The organism is Paranoxybacillus vitaminiphilus, assembly GCF_003259935.1.
Taxonomy (GTDB): domain Bacteria; phylum Bacillota; class Bacilli; order Bacillales; family Anoxybacillaceae; genus Paranoxybacillus; species Paranoxybacillus vitaminiphilus.
Genome location: NZ_QLMH01000053.1, coordinates 1 through 1,305 on the forward strand (window position 1 = coordinate 1; position 1,305 = coordinate 1,305).

General features: G+C 44.9%; 4 protein-coding genes. All 4 read right to left on the minus strand.

Translation table 11 applies throughout. From position 1 onward, the window contains the following. Positions 1-453 (minus strand): cupin domain-containing protein (locus tag B0I26_RS18030; RefSeq protein WP_146612833.1); only part of this gene is annotated, 453 nt, incomplete at its 3' end. Positions 454-466: 13 nt separating this feature from the next. Continuing rightward, entirely contained in the window at positions 467-613 is a 147-nt protein-coding gene (locus B0I26_RS18790; RefSeq protein WP_245934854.1) for a hypothetical protein, read from the minus strand. A gap of 51 nt (positions 614-664) precedes the next feature. Then, a complete protein-coding gene (locus B0I26_RS18795) occupies positions 665-961 on the minus strand; it encodes a DinB family protein (protein ID WP_245934855.1) in 297 nt (98 codons plus the stop codon). After that, positions 961-1,305 (minus strand): fumarylacetoacetate hydrolase family protein (locus tag B0I26_RS18040; RefSeq protein ID WP_146612834.1); only part of this gene is annotated, 345 nt, incomplete at its 5' end. The genes B0I26_RS18795 and B0I26_RS18040, both read right to left, overlap by 1 nt.

Consider the following 1,305-nt stretch of genomic DNA (forward strand, 5'->3'; position numbering starts at 1 on the left):
CCCTCCCGGAGTGATTAAGAAATCGCCCTCTTCCATAAACAACCGTTCTCCCTGCACAATCGAGTAAGCTCCTTTTCCACTCGTAATAAAGCGCAGCGCATTTTGCGTATGGCGATGAGATGGGGCAGTTTCACCAGGCAAAATTAACTGCACCGCCGCATATAACGTATTCGTCGTCGAAGCCCATCCCCAAGGATAGCGATCTTTTAACCCTGGATTTTGTAAATAAATCGCCCGTCGTTCTCCTCCTCGCTCAGGAGTGAAAATTTTAGTGGCTTCTAATAATAGTTTTTCAATCATTTCTCCTTTCCACAGGTACGGAATCGCCTCCGTGGTCGGCTCTTTATGCATTAAATCGGGAATTGCTTTCCATAACGGTCCCAAATAATACTGTTCGATTTTTTTCGTAAACTCTTTCACTTCTTGGCTTTTGAAAAAGGAATTTTCTCCCACATTTCTTCCTCCTTCATTTTACGGACTGATGATACTTAGAAATATTTCGTTCAATCTGTTTTCCGTGATTGTAAAGATGTTCGGTAATAAAATGTTCGATCAAAAACGTCATCGGCTTCACCCCAAACTTCGGATTTCGATGCGGGGCCTCTACTGACAAATCTTCATCCTTTAAAGAAGAAAATTGTTCATTGGCATAGTCTCTCGCCTTTTAAATCCCGTCCATTACATCATCGATGGAGCGATGGTCGGCTTGGCGAACCGCAGCCAGGCGCGCCTCATCTTGGAGCCCTCTTCCCCACTCCGTACCTCCGGCTTGAATCACCCTGACAAGTTCGTTCACCCAATACCGAATCACTTCTTCTACATGGCAAAGAATCTCCATGATTGACCATTCGTCTTCGGACGGTTTCCAGCGAATCATCTCTTCGGATAATGGTTCAACTTTTCGGACCATTTCATCGATATGTCGGTTCATCTCTTCTTGATATTGTTTCACTTTATTCATCATTGTCCCACCTTTACAGCTTTTGGAACGGCTTTCACTTTGTTTTCGAGAACGCCAATTTTATCCACTTCAATCCGCACAACATCTCCATCCTGTAAAAATACTTGTGGCTCCCTGGCTACTCCGACTCCCCCCGGCGTGCCTGTGCATACGACATCGCCCGGTTCGAGTGTCATAATGCCGGAAAGAAACTCGACTAAGTAATGAACATTAAACACAAGATTTTTTGTATTCGAGCGTTGTCTTTCCTCCCCATTCACCGTTAATACGATTTCTAATTCGTGCGGATTCGGAATTTCATCTTTCGTCACTAGCCACGGTCCCATCGGTGCACTGCCATCGAG

What these genes read in the sequence shown, in the direction of transcription:
- B0I26_RS18795 (WP_245934855.1), bottom strand. Translation starts at nt 961, where the DNA reads ATGAATAAAGTGAAACAATATCAAGAAGAGATGAACCGACATATCGAT.